Source organism: Streptomyces sp. CRN 30 (assembly GCF_034105845.1).
This window is the reverse complement of record NZ_JAVRHI010000234.1, coordinates 11,449-30,915: the sequence shown is the minus strand read 5'-3', so window position 1 is coordinate 30,915 and position 19,467 is coordinate 11,449. Positions and strand designations below refer to the sequence as shown.

General features: G+C 73.4%; 15 protein-coding genes. 5 read left to right on the top strand and 10 right to left on the bottom strand.

Annotation, left to right across the window (positions count from 1 at the left end):
• The first annotated feature begins 11 nt into the window (after positions 1-11).
• The 5 genes from UW392_RS25200 to UW392_RS25180 all read left to right on the top strand — a co-directional run bounded on the left by UW392_RS25200 (position 12) and on the right by UW392_RS25180 (position 3,839).
• Positions 12-425 (top strand): ATP-binding protein, encoded by a 414-nt coding sequence (locus tag UW392_RS25200; protein ID WP_320777401.1) that lies wholly within the window; start codon positions 12-14, stop codon positions 423-425.
• Between the two features lie 168 nt (positions 426-593).
• Positions 594-1,490: a SigB/SigF/SigG family RNA polymerase sigma factor gene (locus UW392_RS25195; RefSeq protein ID WP_320777399.1), complete on the top strand. Its 897-nt coding sequence runs from the start codon at positions 594-596 to the stop codon at positions 1,488-1,490.
• Positions 1,491-1,555: 65 nt separating this feature from the next.
• Positions 1,556-1,840 (top strand): DUF5133 domain-containing protein, encoded by a 285-nt coding sequence (locus UW392_RS25190; protein WP_320777398.1) that lies wholly within the window; start codon positions 1,556-1,558, stop codon positions 1,838-1,840.
• A 699-nt stretch (positions 1,841-2,539) separates the two neighbouring features.
• Positions 2,540-3,379, top strand: coding sequence for a DUF1206 domain-containing protein (locus UW392_RS25185; RefSeq protein ID WP_320777397.1), 840 nt, complete (start codon positions 2,540-2,542; stop codon positions 3,377-3,379).
• Between the two features lie 28 nt (positions 3,380-3,407).
• On the top strand, positions 3,408-3,839 hold the full coding sequence (locus tag UW392_RS25180) for a hypothetical protein (RefSeq protein WP_320777396.1): 432 nt from the start codon (positions 3,408-3,410) through the stop codon (positions 3,837-3,839).
• Between the two features lie 24 nt (positions 3,840-3,863).
• Here UW392_RS25180 and UW392_RS25175 read toward each other — a convergent pair whose 3' ends face one another.
• The 10 genes from UW392_RS25175 to UW392_RS25130 form a co-directional block, all read right to left on the bottom strand.
• Positions 3,864-6,110 (bottom strand): FUSC family protein, encoded by a 2,247-nt coding sequence (locus UW392_RS25175; RefSeq protein ID WP_320777395.1) that lies wholly within the window; start codon positions 6,108-6,110, stop codon positions 3,864-3,866.
• 80 nt (positions 6,111-6,190) lie between these two features.
• Entirely contained in the window at positions 6,191-7,567 is a 1,377-nt protein-coding gene (locus UW392_RS25170; RefSeq protein ID WP_320777394.1) for an NAD(P)/FAD-dependent oxidoreductase, read from the bottom strand.
• 139 nt (positions 7,568-7,706) lie between these two features.
• On the bottom strand, positions 7,707-9,425 hold the full coding sequence (locus UW392_RS25165) for a PP2C family protein-serine/threonine phosphatase (RefSeq protein ID WP_320777393.1): 1,719 nt from the start codon (positions 9,423-9,425) through the stop codon (positions 7,707-7,709).
• Complete coding sequence (locus tag UW392_RS25160) at positions 9,422-10,489, bottom strand: SpoIIE family protein phosphatase (protein ID WP_320777392.1); 1,068 nt, start codon at positions 10,487-10,489, stop codon at positions 9,422-9,424. Before UW392_RS25160 ends, UW392_RS25165 begins: the two co-directional genes overlap by 4 nt.
• Positions 10,489-10,929 (bottom strand): anti-sigma regulatory factor, encoded by a 441-nt coding sequence (locus UW392_RS25155; protein WP_320777391.1) that lies wholly within the window; start codon positions 10,927-10,929, stop codon positions 10,489-10,491. The genes UW392_RS25160 and UW392_RS25155 overlap by 1 nt, the downstream gene beginning before the upstream one ends.
• On the bottom strand, positions 10,929-11,063 hold the full coding sequence (locus UW392_RS25150) for a hypothetical protein (protein ID WP_320777390.1): 135 nt from the start codon (positions 11,061-11,063) through the stop codon (positions 10,929-10,931). The genes UW392_RS25155 and UW392_RS25150 overlap by 1 nt, the downstream gene beginning before the upstream one ends.
• Positions 11,060-11,959 carry an STAS domain-containing protein gene (locus UW392_RS25145; protein ID WP_320777389.1) on the bottom strand — a complete coding sequence of 300 codons (900 nt, stop codon included), beginning with the start codon at positions 11,957-11,959 and terminating at the stop codon, positions 11,060-11,062. The genes UW392_RS25150 and UW392_RS25145 overlap by 4 nt, the downstream gene beginning before the upstream one ends.
• Positions 11,960-12,156: 197 nt before the next feature.
• Positions 12,157-12,558 (bottom strand): STAS domain-containing protein, encoded by a 402-nt coding sequence (locus tag UW392_RS25140; protein ID WP_320777388.1) that lies wholly within the window; start codon positions 12,556-12,558, stop codon positions 12,157-12,159.
• Between the two features lie 220 nt (positions 12,559-12,778).
• Entirely contained in the window at positions 12,779-15,187 is a 2,409-nt protein-coding gene (locus UW392_RS25135; RefSeq protein ID WP_414496696.1) for a SpoIIE family protein phosphatase, read from the bottom strand.
• 31 nt (positions 15,188-15,218) lie between these two features.
• Positions 15,219-19,220 (bottom strand): HAMP domain-containing protein, encoded by a 4,002-nt coding sequence (locus UW392_RS25130; protein WP_320777387.1) that lies wholly within the window; start codon positions 19,218-19,220, stop codon positions 15,219-15,221.
• Between the last annotated feature and the right edge of the window lie 247 nt (positions 19,221-19,467).

Here is a 19,467-nt window from a genome sequence, read left to right as displayed (position 1 = left end):
CGGCGCGGCCCGTGCCCGGCGCACCGGAGCGGTTCGCCGGGCCCGAGCGGCCCAGCAAGCCCGCGGAGGCCCGGCGGGCCGTGGAACGCGCGGTCACCACGGGATACCGCGAGGGCGGGCCCCGGTGCGACGCGGCCGCCCTGTCGGACGCCGTGCTCGTCGCCTCGGAACTGACCACCAACGCCATCCTGCACGGCGGCGGTGTCACCGACTTCCGCGTCGAACTGGTCGGCCCGGAGCTGCGGCTCTCGGTGAGCGACCGCAGCGACGACCTGCCCGTCCCCGTGGCGCCCGCCGACCGGCAGGGCCGGTGGAGCGTCGGCGGCCGCGGCTGGCCCATCGTCTGCCGCCTCGCGCGGGACGTCAGGGTGGCGGGTCTGCCCTCCGGCGGCAAGTGCATCAGTGTCCTCGTACCGCTGTCCTGAGGACTTTTCGACAAGTGGAGTTTGTACCCCCAGGGCAGGGGCAGTCGCAGTTTCGTGCTTCGGACCGGAGGCGCAGCAGCGGGAGCGGTACGGCTGCTCGACACTCCAGTCGGCGGCGGCGCCGTTCCCGCGGTAAGTCCCCTGAGACCACCGTTCAGGAGCGATCGCATGCTCATCGACACGCCCACTGACCGTCCCGCGACGACCGAGACCGCCCCCGTCCCCACCGAGCCGGCGGCCTCGGCCACCCGGCGTCGGCACGACGACGCCCCCGACACCGCGAGCCTGTTCACCCGGCTGGCGGAACTGGCGGACGGGCCCGAACGGGACGCCGTACGCGACGAACTCGTCACCGCCTGGCTGCCCATGGCCCACCGCATAGCGGGCCGCTTCCGCGACCGCGGGGAGTCCGTCGAGGACCTCCGCCAGGTCGCCGCGCTCGGCCTGGTGAAGGCCATCGACCGGTTCGACCCGGAGCGCGGTGCCTTCGAGAGCTACGCCGTGCCCACCATCACCGGCGAGGTGAAGCGGCACTTCAGGGACCGCATGTGGGCCCTGCGGGTGCCCCGCCGCGTCCAGGAACTCCGCAACAAGGTGCGCGTCGCCCGCCGGGAACTGACCCAGAACCCGGGCAGCCCCGAACCCTCGATCGCCGACCTCGCCGCGCACACCGGCCTCACCGAGGAGGAGGTCGGGGCCGGCATGGAGGCGCTGGAGAGCTTCAGCACCCTGTCGCTGGACGCCGAACTCTCGGCCGGCGACGACGGCTACAGCCTCGCGGACACCCTCGGCTCGTCGGACGACTCCTACGACGTCGTCGTCGACCGCGAGTCCGCCAAGGAGGGCCTGCGCAGGCTGCCCGAGCGGGAGCGCGCCATCCTGTACATGCGCTTCTTCGAGGACATGACGCAGAGCCGGATAGCCGACCAGCTGGGCATCTCGCAGATGCACGTCTCGCGGCTCATCAGCCGCAGCTGCGCGCGGGTGCGTGACGAGGCGATGGGGCGCCGCCCCGGCCGCCGGGGGCCCGGCGGTGCCGGTCCCGGCCGCCACACGGCGCCCTGACCCCCGTACCGGCCCCGCGGCCGCCCGCACCCGCACCCGCACAGACCCGAGGAGAGACCGGACCCATGCTGAAGCCCCACCCCACCGTGCTGCGCAGGCTCGTGGAGGAGTACGAGGCGGTGGCGGCCGGGGAGCGGGCCGGCCGGCCCGCTCCCCGCGCGGAGGACCTGGCGTACACGCTGTGCGTGTCGACCGGCACCCGTGACGTACGCCAGGCCCTGGCGGCGGCCCGCGAGTGGCTCACCGCGACAGGCCCGGCATCGCCCTCCGCGGCCCCCGTCCCGGCCGTACCCATGACGGCGCCCGCCGCCCGGCCCGACACGGCGGCCCCCGTCGTACCCGCCGCCTGAGCCCGCCTGGTCGGCCACCGTCGGGCCCGGCAGCGGGTGGCTCCGCACCGGGGCCGCGCTCGGGCCGCTCCCGAGGGGGCAGGTGCCCGGAGCGGCCGTCGCGGGCCGGCGCACCGGCTTTCCGTACGGTCGCACCGTACGGCGGCCGGAACCCGAGGCGACACATGGCGACGGCCGACGGTGACACGGCGGGCACGGACACCGGCACGGGCACGGGCGAGCGCGCCCGCGGGACACCGCGCCCGGACGGACCGGACGGCCACGGCGGGCCGGACGAGACGCACACCCTGGCGAGCGCCCCGCTGACCACGGACCGGCCCGGCGGCCCGCCACACCGACCCCGGCAACCGGGGCGGCGTCCTGAGTGCCGACCCGGCCCGCGGCGGTCTCCGCATCGAGAAGCACACCGGGCTCACCGTCGACTTCGTCGTCTTCGTCGACTTCTTCGGCCACGTCGGCACGGGCGAGGCGACCCTCGCGGCGGGCAGCCGGGCCCGCCACAGCGTGCCGCCGACCGCCGCAGGGCGCTGCCTCGGCATGGTCTCCGCGCACGTCGACGGGCCCCTGCCCGCACCGCGGCCCGCCCGGCTCAAGGCGCTGGACATCGTCGGCACCGAGACCGACCGGCCGGTACCGGCGCCGGCCGGTGTGCGCGCTCCGCGCCGGGGCATCCGGACTTCTCGGAAAGGGGAGGACGAGATGACCTCGCGAGTGATGACGGGAACGGGCCGGGCCAGGGCGCGCCGGGCCGCCGACGGAACGGCCCGGGAGGGCGCCGCCCGCGCGGGACTCACCGCCCGGGGAGTGATCTACCTGCTGGTGGGCCTGCTGGCCCTGCAGATCGCCTTCGGCGACGGTGGCCACGAGGCCGACCGGTCGGGAGCCCTGGAGGAACTGGCGGACAAGCCGTTCGGCTCGGTGCTGCTGTGGGCCCTCGGCATCGGCCTGGTGGGCATGGCCCTGTGGCGGCTGTCGGAGGCACTGTTCGGCGCCGTCGGCAAGGACGGCCACAAGGCGAAGAAGCGACTGGCCGCCGCCGCGCGGTGCGTCTTCTACACCTTCGTCGCCTACTCGGTGCTGTCCTTCGCGGCCAGCCCCGCGAACGGCTCCGGCGGCTCCAGCGACGAGCAGTCCCGGGACGTCACCGCCCGGGTGATGGAGGTGCCCGCGGGGCAGTGGCTGGTCGGCGCGGCCGGTGTGGGCGTCGTCGTCGCCGGTGTCGTCATCGGCGTACAGGCCGCCCGCCGCAGCTACCGCAAGAAGCTGAAGGCCGGCGCGCTGGCGACCTGGTCCCGGCACCTGGTGGACGTCACCGGCGTCGCCGGGGGAGTGGCGCGTGGCCTGGTGTTCGCCGCGGCCGGCGCCTTCGCCGTACGGGCCGCCGTCGACTACGAACCGAAGCAGGCCAAGGGACTCGACGACACCCTGAGGTCCTTCGCCGACACCCCCCTCGGTCCGTGGCTGCTGGTACTGGTCGCCGCGGGGCTGGTGCTGTTCGGCGTGTTCTCGTTCGCACTGGCCCGCTGGCGTCGCGTCTGAGCGGCGCGGGAGGGGGAACACGGAGCGGATGAACGAACACGAGATTCCGCCGGACGGCCGTCCCGTGGACGTCTACCTCGACCTTCTGCGCATCCGGATGGACACCGAGGACTACCGGGTGCTGCTCAGCGTCGTGGAGCCGGTCCTGCGGGCGATCGACGACCACCAGATGCCCACCATCGACTTCTCCCTGGACGGACAGGACGCCGACGCCCTGCCCCAGGAGATCCGCGACGAGGCCGCCCTGGTCATCGCCACCGCGGTGACGGGCCGGCTCGACAACGAAGTGATCGAGATAAGTACCGATGAGACCGGGCCGGTCCGCGTGGTCACCGACGCGGCCACCGCCTCCGATCCCGACCGCCTCGGTGAGATCGCCGACTACCTCAAGGAACGCCACCGGCAGAACGAGGAACTGCGCGGCATAGCCGAGGCGAGCGGTCTGCCCAGCGATTTCTGACCGTGCGGCGGCGTCCGCCCGCCGTCACGGCTTCGGGGTCGCGACGGGCACACCCAGCGGCCGGGCGAGGCCGGTGACCGCCTCGTCCAGCCGCTCCAGGTGCCGCAGCACCCGGCCGGTGATCCGGCCGTAGCGCGAGACGCCGCCGGAGTCGTACTCCAGCAGCGAGGCGATGCTCGGCCCGGTCTCCACCTCGACGGCCGTGCTGCCGTCCGCGACGTGCGCGGCGATCGCCTCGATGTTGCGCACCGTGCGCCGTACCGCCCCGCGCAGCCGGGGATCGGCCGCGATGGAGGGGTGCGTGGGCAGCAGCTCCGCCGTCGCCGCCAGGGACCGCGCGTGGTAGGCACAGGTCTCGAGGAGCGCCACCACGTACCGCGCGGTGTCCCGCCGGGCCCGCAGCGGCGTGATCGGGTGGGTGAGCGGCTGCGTCGCCGCCCGCAGGTCGCCCAGCGCCTGGTCCAGATCGCGGGCGCGGTCCAGCAGATCCGCCGCGGGCCCGCCGCTGAGCTGGTCGACGGCGCCCTCGGTGACGTCGACGAGCCGCTCCAGAGTCGTGCCGAGCAGTTCGTCGGTACGGCTGTCCGTACGCACCGGCAGCACCAGCGCCGCCGCCACCACACCGCAGGCCGCGCCGAGCGCCGTCTCCTCCACCCGCAGCAGCAGCACCGACATGCTGTAGGTGTGCAGCAGGGTGTAGAGCAGCCCGAGCATGGCGGTGACGAAGAACGACATCAGCGTGTACGAGAGCGGCGCCGTGTAGAACATCGCGAAGATGAAGACCAGCACCAGCGCGAACGCCGTCCAGGTGTGCTGCCCCACCAGCCCGGCCAGTGCGATGCCCGCCACGACGCCGAAGACGGTGCCGAGCAGCCGCCGGTAGCCCTTGACCAGGATCTCCCCGGTCGAGGCGGTGTTGATGAAGACGATCCAGCAGGTGAGCACCGCCCAGTACCAGCGCTGCGAGGAGAGCGTCTCGCCGCCGACGATGGCCAGCGTGGAGCCGACCGCCACCTGGACGGCGGCGCGGGTGGTGGGCCGCCGCAGCCCCTTCTGCTCCTCCTCGTCGGCCGCCTCCTCCCCGGCGTCGATGGCCGCGTCCTCGGCGTCCAGCTCCTCCCGGGAGCGGGTGGTGGCGGGGGAGTCGTCCGACTCGTCCTGCGGGCCGTCCAGGGCGATCCTGAGGCCCATCACCGCGCGGGCCGTCTCGCCGATGGCGCGGAAGACGTCCTGCACGGCCGGTGACGCCGCGGGGAGGTTCTCCTCGTCGCGGTAGCCCAGCAGCCGGTTGCGCAGATGGGACAGGGCCGTGCCGCGGGCCTCGGCCGGCGGCCGCTGCACCAGTTCCCGCAGCGCCCCGATGTCACGGCGCAGCAGCTCGGTGGCCTCGTCGGCGCCGGGCATCCGGCCCAGCGCCGGCGCCGGCGCGCCCGGCAGGTGCAGGGTGAGGGTGTCCGCGCGGCGGGCGCTGCGCGCGGTCAGCAGCAGCAGGCCGAGCCGCTCGGCGGCGATCTCGGCGTCCGCGATACGGCGCTGCACCAGCCGGGTCGTGGACGCGTCCAGCGTGTTGTCGTCCAGCCGGGTCTGGATCATCAACGCCGTCTCGTGCAGCCGGGCGTGGCCCTCGCGCAGGTCCCCCAGCACCTTCTCGATGTCGTCGCCACCGGCGTCCAGCAGTTCCAGCTGGGCGGTGATCAGCTGCGCCAGCCGTGCCCGGAAGGCCCGCCGCAGCCGCTGGAGGATGCCCGCCGGGGTCGCCGGGACGATCGCGAAGCGCACCAGGGCGCTGCACGCGAACGCCACCACCAGGGACCCGTACAGCTCCGGCAGCTTCGGGACGGTCGCGCCGACGAACAGGGAGACGAAGTAGAGCTGGAAGCCGATCAGGCCGAGCGCCGTGCCCCGGTCGCCGAACCGGCGGCCGTACACGGCGCAGAAGATCAGCACGACGAAGAAGGCGTCGCCGAGCACCACCCGCGAGGAGAGCAGCGCCGCCAGCGACACCGAGGCGAGCGCGACGGGCAGGCCGAGGGCGAGCGTGACGGCCTGCGGGCCGCGCTGCTTCTCCCGGATGGCGAACGTGGCGACCATCGCCGCCATCGCGCCCGCCACCAGGTGCGTCACGTCGGAGCCGAGTACGGCGAGGACGGCCAGCGCCAGCGCGATGGCACCCACTGTCCGCAGCCCGGCGGTCAGCCGGAGCAGCCCGGGATCGGAAGCGGCGACGCGGTCCCGCAGTCGTGTGCTGACCGTGTGCCCCGCTGCCCTCACGCCGCCGTACTCTCCCCTGATCGGAACGCCGAGATCCACTTCTCAGCATGTCATGCCGCGAGCGGATCCCGCGCGCCGGGTCAGGCGCGGGCCTTGCCGGCCCCCTCGACGTGGGCCCGCACCTCTTCGGGGGTCATGTAGGCGTCCGTGTACTCGAAGTCCTTCAGCTTGGCGGGCTTGCGGGACTGGAAGCCGGTGCGGACGAAGTCGTCGCCGGCGACCGCGTTGAGCAGCCAGTTGGTCATCACGCGGGTCTTGGCGACCCCGGTGCGCAGCGCCGACCAGTGGTAGCCGCGGGCCACCGCCTGCGCCGGCAGGCCCTTCAGCTCCACGCCGAGCGGCTTGGAGACCGCGTCCGCGCCGCCGAGGTCGACGACGAGGCCGAGGTCCTTGTGGACGTACGGCCGCAGCGGCTGCCCGCGCAGCGCGGCGATGACGTTGTCCGCGACGTGGGTGCCCTGCCGCATCGCGTGCTGCGCGGTCGGCGGGCAGACGGCGCCGTCCTGGCCCTTGGCGAGGTCGGGCACGGCCGCCGCGTCACCGAGCGCGAAGATGCCGTCGTGGTCCGGCAGGCACATCTCGGAGGTGACCGCGAGGCGGCCCTTCACCGTCTCCGCGCCGAGCGTCGCGATCAGGGGGCTCGCCGCGACGCCCGCGGTCCAGATGAGGGTGCGGGTGGGGATCACCCGGCCGTCGGTGAAGGTGACCTCCTCCGGACCGGCCTTCTCGATGGAGACGCCGAGCGAGATCTCGATGCCCCGCCCGCGCAGGATCTCCAGCGCGCTCCGGCCGAGCTTGTCGCCGAGCTCCGGCATCAGCTTCGGCGCGATGTCGATCAGGTGCCACTTGATGAGGTCGGGGTCCAGCCGCGGGTAGCGCTTCACGGCGGCACACGTCAGCCGCTGCAGACAGGCCGCGGTCTCGGTCCCGGCGTACCCGCCGCCGACCACAACGAACTGCAGCCGCGCGGCGCGCTCGGCGGGGTCGTCGCTGGCGTCGGCCAGGTCCAGCTGGGTGATGACGTGGTCGCGGACGTACGCGGCCTCCGCCAGCGTCTTCATGCCGAACGCGTTGTCCGTCAGGCCGGGGATGTCGAAGGTGCGGGTGATGCTCCCCGGTGACAGCACGATGTAGTCGAAGGGCTCGTTGACGATCCGGTCGGTGATGGTACGCACCACACAGACCTTGGACTTGAGGTCCACCCCGATGGCGCCGCCCGGGATGATCCGGGTGCGGTACTTGCTGCTGCGGCGCAGGGAGACCGCCACCGACTGGGGGGTCAGCACGCCGGAGGCGACCTGGGGCAGCAGTGGCAGATAGAGCTGGTAGGCGAAGGGCGTCACCAGCGTGATCTCCGCTTCGTGAGGAGAGAGTTTCCTCTCCAGACGGCGGACGCACTCCACACCGGCGAAACCTGCGCCGACCACCAGGATCCTGGGTCGTGTCACGGTGTTCATCCCTTTCTGCGGCTCCGGGCGGTCTGCCTCGAACGCCCTTCGCCTGCCCCTGGATCGCTGCTTCGCACGCATCGATCTCATCCCGCGGTCCGGCATTCCGCCAGTCGAACGCGGCAGCCCGGCGAATCCGCCGGGCCGCTCAGCCGCGACCGCGCAGGTGACAGAGGAGGAGGCACACGTCGTCGTCGCGTTCGGAGTCGCTCAGCAGCGGATCGAGAATGCCGTCCGCGGCACCGCCCAGATCGATGCCCAGCTCCGCCGGGCCGAACGAGCCGAGCGCCGCCGCCAGCCGCTCGATGCCCGGGTCTATGCCCCGCGCCCGCCGCTCCACCAGACCGTCCGTGTACAGCGCCAGCGTGGAGCCGGGCGCCACCCGCACCGTGTGGTCGGCGATGTCCTGCTTGAGCGGGATGCCCAGCATGGCGCCGGGCTTGGCGTCCAGGATGCGCACCCGTCCGTCCGGACCGCGCAGCACCGGCGGCGGATGGCCGGCCGCGGCCCACGTCATCGTGGGGTCGTCCGGGTGGAACCGGGCGATGACCGCCGTCGCGTACAGGTCGGGCTGGAGGTTGTGCAGGAAGGTGTGGAGCCGGGTCAGCAGCCGTCCCGGGCTGCCGCCGTCCACGGCGTAGGCGCGCAGCGCGGTGCGCAGCTGGCTCATCATGACGGCCGCGCGCAGCCCGTGCCCCGTCACGTCACCGACCACGGCGATCACCCCGCCGTCGGGCTGGCGGAACGCGTCGTACCAGTCGCCGCCGATGTTCAGCCCGTGGGTGGCCGGCAGATAGCGGGCGGCGAGTCCCAGGAACTCCGGGGTCGGCAGCTCCGTCAGCAGCGCCCGCTGGAGGGTCTCGGCGATGTCCCGGTTGTGCTCGTAGCGGCGCGCGTTGTCGATGGCGATGCTGGCCCGCCGGGTCAGCTCCACCAGCATCACCGCGTCGTCCGGGTCCCACCGCTCACCGGGCGGCGACAGCGTCAGCACCCCGAGCGGCTCCCGCCGGGTGGGCAGCGGGATGCACAGCAGCGGCCGCGCCGGGTGCTCCGGGGACGGCGCGTGGTCGTCGACCCCGGGGAGCCGGCCCGGGTGGTCGGCGACGTACTGCGGACGCCCGGTGCGGGCCGCCGCGACGGCCGCCGGGTGCGCGTCGGCCCGCCGCGCGTCGTCGTCGTCCTCGAAGAGCCACAGGTCCACGTCCCCGGCGAACGGGGGCTTCATCAGGTCCGGGATGCGGCGCAGGATCTCGTGGTGGTTCAGCGGCGTCGTCAGCACCGAGCTGGCGTCCGCCAGGAACGTCAGCCGGCGCCGGGCGTTCTCCGCCTCGGTGCGCGCCTTGCGCTCGGCGGCGAACGCCTCCCGCTGCGCCCGGTCGGCGGCGTCCAGCTCGGCGTGGAGCGCGACCACGCCCTGGTTGGTCTGCTGGAGCTCCTCCCGGTGGAAGTCGACCAGGTCCTCCTGCTCGCGGAGTCTGCTCAGCACCACCGCGGTGTCCTCGTCGGCGCCCAGCAGCGCCTCCGCCAGCGTGGCGGGGTCGTCGGCCGGGCCGTCCGTCTCCGGGCTGTGGCCCGGCTCGGGGCACGCCACCGTGGTCCGCCACGGCAGCTCGCCCGCGGCGGACGTCTCCCGGGACGGTGTCACCAGCACCTCAAGGGCGTCCGCGCCGTCCTCCCCGGTGACCGGGTGCAGGGTGAGCCGCCAGGTGCCGCCCTTGGTGAGGCACTTCAGCAGGTGAGCGCTGAGCGCAGCGGACAGCCGCGTCCGCTCCAGGGGCGGCGCGCCGTACGCGGCGGCCAGGCGGGCGGTGGCGATACGGGCGCGTGCCGCGTCGGTGACGCTGGAGATCTGCCAGGTGCGCATCATGATCGGTCCGACGGGTTGGAGGTGAGCACGGCCACGGTGGTGTCGTCCCGTACCGGGCGGGCGGAACTGACGGCGTCCCGTACCGTCACCGCCGCGGTGACCGCGGGGTCGACGGCGGGACGGCACGCCTCGGGCGGCGGCGTCCAGCGGCTGGGCAGCCCGTCGCTGTGCAGGACGAGCAGCCGGTCGTCCGCCCAGTCCGCCTCCTCCTCGCGCAGCGTTCCCGGGCGGTGCACGCCGACGATCCCGGGCCGGGACACCAGCGCGCGCCACTTCCCCGCCGCGCACAGCCGCGCCCCGATGTCGCCGACCCCGGCGAACCTCAGCCGCCCGGCGCGCAGATCGACCTGGGCCACCGCGACGGCCGCGCCCCGGGTTCCGCTCAGCGCCCCGTGCAGCAGCCGCAGCGTCTCGCCGGGGCCGAGCCCGGCCGCGCCGCGCAGGGCGTCCACGGCGGCCGTCGAGGCACGGGCCGCCTCCGGGCCGTGGCCCAGTCCGTCCGCCAGCATCAGCGTCACCCGGTCCTCCGCGGCCACCCATCCCCAGGCGTCACCCGAGTACTCCGCCCCGCCGAACGGGACGTTCACCCCGCCCGCCCGGACACCGGCCGTCAGGCTCCGCCCGCCGGGAGCCGCCGCGGGCACCGGGGCGCCGATCCGGGCCAGCGCCACCGTGCCCCTGCCCACCACGCTGTGCAGCGCGAAGTCGTCGGCGGCCCGCCGGCAGGTGCCGAGACCCGCGCCGAGCGAGTCCGCCGTGGAGAAGCCGTCGTCGAACGCGGCGGCCACGTCGGCGATGCCGGGCCCGTGGTCGACGGCCGCGATCTGCACCACCGGGGCCGCGTCCTGCCCGGCCACCAGGACGGGCGGCGGCACGACCTCGACGAGGACCCGGCCGCCCGCCGCGTGTCTGAGGAGGTTGGTGGCCAGTTCGGTGGCGACCAGGGACGCCGCCGCGGTGCGCGACCCGTCGAGGCCGGCGGCGGCGGAGGCGTGCTCGGCGGCGACCCGGGCGTCGCGCACCCGGGTCGAGTCGTGCACCGGCACCTCCCACACGCGGGGCATCAGAACTCCTTCCGCGGCCGCGGCGGCCGGGACGTCCAGGAGGTCACCCGCACCGTCGTACCGGTGCCGGGGGCGCTGTCGATCGAGAACTCGTGGACCAGGCGCCGCGCTCCGCCCAGCCCCATGCCGAGGCCGCCGCCGGAGGTGAAGCCGTCGCTGAGCGCCCGCTCCACGTCCGCGATGCCCGGCCCCCGGTCGGCGAAGGTCAGCCGCAGGCCGTGCGCCACGCCCTCGACCAGGTGCTCGGACTCCATGGTGCCGCCGCCGCCGTAGACGAGGGTGTTGCGGGCCAGTTCGCTGGCGGCGGTCACCAGTTTGGTCTGGTCCACCAGGCCGAAGCCGAGCTGCGCGGCGGCCTGCCGCACGTGCTGGCGCACCCAGACCAGGTCCATGTCCGAGCGGACCGGCATGCGGGCCTCCACGCCCGCCGCCGTGCCCATCACGGACTCTCCGTGCGCGCGGCGGCGCCGGGGCGGGGGGACCGGCCGGCCGCGGTGAACAGGTCCGGGGCGGCCTCGGGGAGATCCCCCTTCAGCCACTGGGCGGCGCCGTCGCCGGAGAACGCCTGGGTCACCGTTGGTCCGTACCCTTCGGTGAAGTGTCGACGATCTCGGCACCGAGCCGGTCGAGCGCGTGGCCCAGCGCGTCGGCGAGGCCCGCCCGGGTCACCACCGTGCCCAGGTCCAGGCCGAGGTGGACGATGGTCTGCGCGATCGCGGGGCGGATGCCGGACACGATGCACTCCGCGCCCATCAGCCGGGCCGCCGCGACCGTCTTCATCAGGTGCTGGGCGACCAGCGAGTCGACCGTGGGCACCCCCGTGATGTCCAGGATGGCGAACCGGGCCCGCTGTTCGACGACGGCCTCCAGCAGTGTCTCCATCACCACCTGGCTGCGGGCGCTGTCCAGGGTGCCGACGAGGGGCACGGCCACGATGCCGTCCCACAGCTTGATGACGGGGGTGGCCACCTCCAGAAGCTGGAGCCGCTGGCGGTCGATGAGTTCCTGTCCCTCGCTCAGCGCCGTCTGCGTCACCAGGACCCGCAGGGTGCCCATCAGCACGCTCAGCGTGGTCGTACAGGCCCGGACGTGCTCCGCGGGGGCGTCCCGCACATCGGCGAGCAGCAGGTTCTCGACGGGCGGGCGCAGCGCGGCCAGTTCGCTCGACACCTGTCCGGTGCTCAGCCCGGCCTGCGCACGCGCGGCGGCCATCCGCGCGAGCTGGTCCCGTACGGGGGCGAAGCCGGCGGCGTCGGGGTCCTCGGTCCGGCCCGAGTCCGCGACCTCGGCGAGCGCGTCCACCACGGCCCTGCCCGCTTCCACCGCCTCGTCCCGCGACACGGTGAACACGGTGCGGAACACGGGTTCGTCGGCCCAGCGCTGGGCGATCTGCTCCCGACGGTGCCGCAGGAAGTCGCGGACCTCTCCCGTCGACGTCCCGGCCTTGGTGTCCGCTGCGTGCTCCGGCACCTGATCCCACTCCTCATCCGCACCTGCGTCGCGCGAGCCGTTGCGGGAACGGACCGGCGACGTGACTCTGCCGGGCGACCACTGTAACCACCCGCCCACCTCGTACGACACCTTCTCCGGCGGGAGCGGTCCCGTAGGGCGACGGGTGGTCCGGCAGGGGTCGGGACGCGCGTTCGAGGAGAAAACGCCTGTTCTCTTCAGCCGTCCTGGCCGCCGTCCGGTCCGCCGGGCGCGGCTCCCTCGTCGACCAGCGCGAGGGCGTCCTCGACGCTCTCGGAGACCGGCACCGTGATGCTGACACCCGTCAGGTCCAGGATGCGCCGTACCGCCGGCGTCGGCCGGATGATGTGCACGCTGCCCGGCAGCTCCCTGGCCTCCTGGTAGACCCGCAGGATGATGTTCATGCCGGAGGAGTCCATGAAGGGCACGGCCGACAGGTCGAGCAGGAAGTGCCGCCGGCCGTGGTGCAACTGGTTGGCCAGATGGTGCTGGAACTCCGTCGCGGTGTCGACGTCCAGATAGCCCTCGACGGTGAGCAGCGCGACATCCTGCCGGGGAAGGGTCACCTCGACGGACAGCGGATTCTGTGCAATGGGCACGTGTACCTCCAACAACATATGCGGACAGCCTGGGCCAGTTACCCCCGAAGGCCGGTTCGATGCGCGCCGATCACCGGCGCCGCCGGTGATCAACGTCTCATCGGGTACCGCCCCCCCGTCCGCGCGGTCGTCCGACCGCGCACGCGCGTCTTCCCCCTGCCCGGCCGGTCATGCCTGTCGATCGGTGTGACGGACCGGACAGCGGGAGGCGCGCGGCGTCTCAGACGAGCCGGACACCCACCAGACAGGTGTCGTCGTCCGTGTCCGACCTGCTGTACGTCAGCAGCCGGTCCAACTGCTGGTCCAGCGAGGTCGGCGCCGTGCGCACGGTGGTGAGCAGCTGGGTCAGCGACTCCTCCACCGAACGGTCCCGGCGCTCGATCAGACCGTCGGTGTACATCAGCAGCGTGTCCTCGGCGGCCAATTGCACCTCGGCCTCCTCGTACACCGCCTCGGGCACCGCACCGAGCAGCATGCCCTTGACCAGCGGCAGCGGCGCGGCCTGGGTGTCCCGGACCAGCACCGGCGGCAGATGACCCGCGCGCGCCCAGCGCAGCGTCCGCCGGGAGGGGTCGTACAGCCCGCACACCGCGGTGGCCGTCACCCCGCCCGTCAGGTGGTGCACCACGATGTTCAGCCAGGACAGCAACTGACCCGGCCCCGCACCGGTCACCGCGAGCCCGCGCAGCGCGTTGCGCAGCACGACCATGCTGGTCGCCGCCTCTATCCCGTGACCCGCCACGTCCCCCACGCACAGCAGCACCAGCCGGTTGGGCAGCACCACCGCGTCGTACCAGTCGCCGCCCACCAACTGCTCCGTCTCCGCCGGCCGGTAGCGCACGGCGACCTGGAGGCCGTCCATCCGCAGCGGCGCCTGGGTGGGCGGCATGATGGCGTGCTGCAACTGAAGGGTCAGCCGGTTGCGCTCGTGCGCCTGCTGCTCGGTGTGGGCGAGCTGGTCCCGGGTGGCCGCCAGCGCCACCTCCGTCCAGTGCTGCGCCGAGATGTCCTGGTAGGCGCCGCGGATCACCTGAAGCCGGTCGTCGGTGTCCAGCACCGGCTCGGCGACCACCCGGATGTGCCGGGTGACACCGTCCGGCCGGGCCAGCCGGAACGCCGCCGAGGCGGGCCTGCGGTGGTGCATCACCGTACGCAGGAACCGGCCGATGGTGACGGCGTCGTCCGGATGGGCGTGCGCCGACAACCGCTCCAGCGGCACCGGCAGGCTCGACTCCGGGCGCCCGTACAGATCGAAGAGCTGCCCGTTCCAGGTGATCTCCCCGGTCAGCAGGTTCTCCTCGAACCCGCCGATCCGTCCCAGCCGCTGGGCGTGCTGGAGCAGACTGGCCAGCCGCGCCGTCTCGTCCTCGATACGCCAGATCAGCAGGACGGCGTTGCCGTGCCGGCTGATGCTGATGTCCGCCAGCGCCGACAGCGCCACCTGGTCGACGAGGGCGGTCAGGTTCATCCGCTGCGCCCGGAACGGCTCACCGGTGGCGTAGACCCGCTCCACCCGCTGGAACAGCTCGCTGTCCCCGGCCGCCATCGGGTACGCCTCAAGGAGCAGCGCCCCGCCCACCACGGCCCGCGGCCGGCCGGCCGGGTCCAGGAAGCGGTCGTTGACGTGCTGGATGCGGAAGTCGACCAGGTTGCCCGCGGTGTCGAGGTGCGGGACCAGCACCAGCGCCGGGTCGTGCAGCCCGTCCGCCAGGTCCATCAGCTCCGCCGCGTCCGGCACCACCCGGGGCTCGGAGGCGGTGCCGTGGGTCAGGGTGTACGTCTCCAGCGTGTGCGCGCACAGCTCGGCCAGCGCCTCCACCTGCCGCACGACCTGCGGCGGCTGCGGGGCCAGCGGCTCCGGCCAGGCGATCTCCAGGACGCCGTGCACCCGTCCGCCGGTCCCCGCGGGCAGCGCCACCCGACCGCCGTCCGGGTGCTGGTGCCGGCCGAGACTGGGCAGCCCGGTGTCGGCCAGGGAGGCGATCCACAGCCCGTCGCGCTCGGTCAGCCCGCCGCGGGCCACCGTCGCCACGTCCGGCGGGACGTACCGCCAGCGGGCCGCCTCGGCGGGGGAGTAGCCCGCGCTGCCGGCCAGCGTCAGCGAACCGTCGGAGCCCGCCGCCCAGATCGCCACGGCCACCGCGCCCAGCGGGCGCAGCGCCTGCTCCAGGAGCGCGTCGGCGACGGCCTGGGTGTCGTCGGCCGCCAGCGCGCCGCTCTCGGCCGCCCGCAGCCGCACCGCGGCCGACTCCGCCGACTCGTCCGCGTCCGCCTCCGCGGCGGCGGTCGCCGCGAGGAACGCGTCCGTGACCTCCGACATCCGGTCCCGGGCGGCCTGGTTGATGACGTCCACCGCGAACTCAAGCGGCGTCACCTGGGACTGCTCGGCCAGCTCGGTGAGCTGCCGCGCGGCCTGCGCGGGGCCGCAGCCGAGCCGCTCCACCAGGATGCCCTTGGCCAGCTCGATCAGGGCCCGGCCCTCGGCCTCGGCCTGGGCCTTGCTCACCTCCCGGCTGAGCCGGTCGACGGTGGCCGCCAGCCGGCCCACGGGCGACTCGCGGGACACGCCCACGAGATCACCGGCGGGCCGGTCGCCGGCCGTGTCGTGCGGGTGCTCGGAAACGCTCACGGGGTGACCGCCTCTCGGTCGAAGGGGCGGCTCATGCCGGCAGCCACCGTCGTACGCAGGCCATCAGGTCGTTGGTGTCGACCGGCTTGGTGACGTAGTCGCTGGCGCCCGAGGCGAGGGACTTCTCCCGGTCGCCGGGCATCGCCTTCGCGGTGACGGCGATGATCGGCAGCTGGGCGTACCGCTCCATGGCGCGGATCTCCGCCGTCGCCGTGTAGCCGTCCATCTCGGGCATCATCACGTCCATCAGCACGAGGGCGATGTCCGGGTGGTTCAGCAGCGTGTCGATGCCCTTGCGGCCGTTCTCGGCGTGCAGCACCCGGAAGCCGTGCAGCTCCAGGATGCCGCTCAGCGCGAACAGGTTGCGCGCGTCGTCGTCGACCACGAGGACCGTACGGCCGTCCGGCGCGGTGCCCGGCGCCTGCGGGGCCAGCCGCTGCGGCTCCTCGGAACGGACCAGGGAGAGCACGTCGCCGGGCTCCTCGGCGGACAGGTGCAGCGCGATCCGCTCGCGCAGCTCGTCCAGGCTGGAGAGGAACTCCAGCGCCCCGACGTCCGCGCCGGACCGCAGGGACTCCTCCAGCGCCACGTCCGCGCGGTGCCCGCTGTGCACGAGCACCGGCACGCTCGCCAGCGCCGAGTCGCCCCGCAGCGCGGACAGGAAGCGGGACGCCTCACCGTCCGGCATGCCCAGCTCCAGTACGACGCAGTGGCAGGGGTCGGCGGCCAGCGCGCCCGCGGCCTCCTGCGCCCCGACGGCCGTGATCACGTCGAGCGGCGGCCGCCCGCCCGCGTCGTCCCGCCCGTGCGCGAGGTCCGCGACGACGCTCTCGGCGACGAGGGTCAGCAGCCCCCGGGGCCGCTCCTCGACGACCAGCAGCCGGCGGGGCCGCTGCCGCTGCCCGGAGGTCAGCTCCGGGGTGGGCGCCGGACGGGTGAGCGCGTCGGCGGTGGTGCCGGCCGGAGCGTTCTCGGTGCCCCGGCCGGCGCCGAGCAGCTCCTCGAAGTCGGGCCGGGCCACCGGCAGGAACAGCGTGAAGGTGCTGCCGAGACCCGGGGTGCTGTCCACCGTCACGGCGCCGCCGAGCAGTTGGGCGATCTCCCGGGTGATGGACAGGCCGAGGCCGGTGCCGCCGTACTTGCGGCTCGTGGTGCCGTCGGCCTGCTGGAAGGCGCCGAAGATCGTCTCCAGGTGCTGCTCCGGGATGCCGATGCCGGAGTCCTGCACGCGGAACGCGACCACCGCGCCGCCGCGCAGCACGCCCTCGGGGACCTCGTCGTCCGCGGCGGGTTCGATGCGCAGCTCCACACTGCCCCGCTCGGTGAACTTCACCGCGTTGGACAGCAGGTTGCGCAGCACCTGCCGCAGCCGGGAGTCGTCGGTCAGCAGGTCGGCCGGGGCGCCCGGCGCGGTGGTGACCGTGAAGTCGAGGCTCTTCTGCGTGGTCATCGGCCGGAAGGTGGCCTCCACGTACTCGATGAGCTGCCTGAGCGTCACCAGCTCCGGGGCGACGTCCATCTTCCCCGCCTCGACCTTGGACAGGTCCAGGATGTCGTTGATCAGCTGGAGCAGGTCGGAGCCGGCGGAGTGGATGATCCCCGCGTACTCGACCTGCTTGGGGGTGAGGTTGCGCGAGGGGTTCTGGGCGAGCAGCTGGGCCAGGATGAGCAGGCTGTTGAGCGGGGTGCGCAGCTCGTGGCTCATGTTGGCCAGGAACTCCGACTTGTACTTCGAGGCCAGCGAGAGCTGCTGGGCGCGGGCCTCCAGCTCCTGCCGCGCCTGCTCGATCTGGAGGTTCTTCGCCTCGATGTCCCGGTTCTGCGCCGCCAGCAGCGACGCCTTCTCCTCCAGCTCGGCGTTGGAGCGCTGCAACTCGTCCTGCTGCACCTGGAGCTCGGTGGACCGGGCCTGGAGCTCGGCCGTCAGCCGCTGCGACTCGGCGAGCAGCTCGTCGGTACGGGCGTTGGCCACGATGGTGTTGACGTTGACGCCGATGGTCTCCATCAGCTGCGTCAGGAAGTCCTGGTGGGTCTGGGTGAAGGCGGCCACCGAGGCCAGCTCGATGACGCCGAGCACCTGCCCCTCGACCACGATCGGCAGCAGCACCAGCGCGGAGGGCACCACCCGGCCGAGCCCCGAGGAGATCGTCACGTAGTCCGGCGGCAGCTGGTCCACGGTGATGGCGCGGCGGTTGCGCGCCGCCTGCCCGACCAGGGTCCGGCCGAACGGGATGCGGGTCGGCCGCCCGTCGTCGTCGGGATAGCCGTAGGAGCCGACGAGCCGCAGCTCCGGGCCGCCCGTGCCGTCCTCCGCCAGGTAGAAGGCGCCGTACTGGGCGGAGACCAGCGGCACCAGCTCGTCCATGATCAGCTCGGCGACCACCGGCAGGTCCCGGTGGCCCTGCATCAGGGAGGAGATCCGCGCCAGGTTGGTCTTGAGCCAGTCCTGCTCCTGGTTGGCCCGGGTGGTCTCGCGCAGGGACTCCACCATCGCGTTGATGTTGTCCTTGAGCTCGGCGACCTCGCCGGACGCCTCCACGTTGATCGAGCGGGTCAGGTCGCCCTCGGCGACCGCGCTGGTCACCTCGGCGATGGCCCGCACCTGCCGGGTCAGGTTCCCGGCCAGCTCGTTGACGTTCTCCGTCAGCCGCTTCCAGGTGCCGGAGACGCCCTCGACCTCGGCCTGGCCGCCGAGGCGGCCTTCGGTGCCGACCTCGCGGGCGACCCTCGTGACCTCGTCGGCGAAGGCGGAGAGCTGGTCGACCATCGTGTTGATGGTCGTCTTCAGTTCGAGGATCTCGCCGCGCGCGTCGACGTCGATCTTCTTCGACAGGTCGCCCCGGGCCACCGCGGTCGTCACCAGCGCGATGTTGCGCACCTGGCCGGTGAGGTTGTTGGCCATGGAGTTGACGTTGTCGGTGAGGTCCTTCCAGGTGCCGGCCACGTTCGGCACGTGCGCCTGGCCGCCGAGGCGTCCCTCGGTGCCGACCTCGCGGGCGACCCTCGTCACCTCGTCGGCGAAGGCCGAGAGCGTGTCGACCATCGTGTTGATGCCCTGGGCCAGCGCCGCGACCTCGCCCTTGGCCTCGACCGTGATCCGCTGCGACAGGTCGCCCTTGGCGACGGCCGTGGCGACCTGGGCGATGGAGCGGACCTGGTTGGTCAGGTTGGACGCCATCACGTTGACGTTGTCGGTAAGGTCCTTCCAGGTGCCGGAGACCCCCCGCACCTGCGCCTGGCCGCCGAGGTTCCCGGCCGTGCCGACCTCGCGGGCGACGCGGGTCACCTCGTCGGCGAAGGCGGAGAGCTGGTCGACCATCGTGTTGAGGGTGTTCTTCAGCTCCAGGATCTCGCCGCGGGCGTCCACGGTGATCTTCTGGGACAGGTCGCCCTGGGCGACGGCGGTGGCGACCTGGGCGACGTTGCGGACCTGGTTGGTCAGGTTCCCGGCCATGAAGTTCACCGAGTCGGTGAGATCGCGCCAGGTGCCGCGCACGCCCTGCACGTCCGCCTGGCCGCCGAGGCGCCCCTCGGTGCCGACCTCGCGGGCGACCCTCGTCACCTCGTCGGCGAAGGCGGAGAGCTGGTCGACCATCGTGTTGATGGTGTTCTTCAGCTCCAGGATCTCGCCGCGCGCGTCCACGTCGATCTTCTGCGACAGATCGCCCCGGGCCACCGCGGTGGCGACCTGGGCGATGTCCCGGACCTGCGTGGTCAGGTTCCCGGCCATGGCGTTGACGGAGTCCGTCAGGTCGGCCCAGGTGCCGCGCACCCCCTGCACCTTGGCCTGCCCGCCGAGCCGGCCCTCGGTGCCCACCTCGCGGGCCACCCGGGTCACCTCGGAGGTGAACACGGACAACTGGTCCACCATGCCGTTGAAGACCGTGGCGATGTCACCCATCAGACCGTCGGCGTCGTCCGGCAGCCGCGTACCGAAATCGCCGTCCCGCACGGCCGTCAGGCCGGCCAGGAGCCGTCGCAGCTCCTGATCGCCCGGGACCGCATCGACGACCCCGATGCTGTCGCTGGTCATGCGCATCCTCGTTCCGCTCCCCAGGAGTCCTCGCGCCGAGGACTCGACAACCCCCGCCGGGCCGATCGGCGGCCCGCGTTGTCGTGCCTACGTTTCCGCAGTTCAGCGAAGACGTTCGATGAGAAAAATACGCCAGAGGCTAACGCACACGCCGTGCGGGGAACAAAAACCCGACCACCGCGTGACGCGTGCTCACGCGATCGGGGAGTACCCGGAATACAACGGCCGGGGCGGGGTACTCGCCGCG